Consider the following 786-nt stretch of genomic DNA (forward strand, 5'->3'; position numbering starts at 1 on the left):
GGCGAGGTCGGGCGGATGCTCGCCGATACTGGCTAGGAGCCCCGCCGTCCATGATCATCTCGAGTGGCTGATGCCCCTCAACGTGGTGCCGTTCCCGGTCTATATCGTCTCGGCCTTGACACCCGCAACCACCTCATGGCCGCGAGTTATCGCTGCGCATCGAGTCCCAACCTTGCCGGCGGGAATCGCCTTGCGAGCGGAGCGTGGGCCAGCGGGCATGAGGAAGCGCGCTGGGTAAGCCCAATATAGAAGGCGGCTGGGCGGTCTTGAGAAACGGACTGCCCTTCTTGGCGCGGGCGGCGCGCTGGTTTTCGTCGTCCATGATGATCATCATGCTTAAGGAGAAGCGCGGGCCGAGGATGGTCGAGCGAGGCCGTCTCGGGGGACGGGCGAAAAGCCGGGAGCAAGTTTTCGCCGCTTTTTTCGGAAGAGCCCCGCGCCGGTTGCGGCGCGGGGCCCCCGAGTCCAACCGGTCAGTCGGCCGGGTTCCAGATGATGGCGTAGGTGTCGTCGTCGTCCTGCCCAGCGGCGCGGCCGAGATTGGCGTAGAGTTTTCGCGGTCCGAACTCGGGTGCGGCGATCGACAGGCTGACATAATCCTTGCCGGAAGCCTCGCCGGTCCGGATCCAGCCGGCGCCGACTTCGATCCCTTGGGTCAGCACCCGGAAGTCGGGATGGCTGTCGGCGCTCTTGGCCTGGTTGGGCACGATGGCGATCTCGGCACGGACGCTGAGCGTCTTGAGCTGGCACTTGTAGCTGCCGTCTTCCTGCTTGGTAACGCATCCG

At 65.3% G+C, this 786-nt stretch carries 2 protein-coding genes; both read right to left on the reverse strand.

From position 1 onward, the window contains the following. Nucleotides 1-133: 133 nt before the first annotated feature. Nucleotides 134-322: a hypothetical protein gene (locus EOA28_RS40750; RefSeq protein WP_245501706.1), complete on the reverse strand. Its 189-nt coding sequence runs from the start codon at nt 320-322 to the stop codon at nt 134-136. A 151-nt stretch (nt 323-473) separates the two neighbouring features. Next, nucleotides 474-786: DUF736 family protein (locus EOA28_RS37380; protein WP_128315919.1), on the reverse strand; the 313-nt coding region annotated here is incomplete at its 5' end.

It is taken from the genome of Mesorhizobium sp. M2A.F.Ca.ET.067.02.1.1, from assembly GCF_004023285.1.
Lineage (GTDB): Bacteria > Pseudomonadota > Alphaproteobacteria > Rhizobiales > Rhizobiaceae > Mesorhizobium.

Bases quoted from the DNA above. Each gene is read 5' to 3' on its own strand.
- EOA28_RS40750 (WP_245501706.1), bottom strand. From the start codon at position 322: ATGGACGACGAAAACCAGCGCGCCGCCCGCGCCAAGAAGGGCAGTCCG.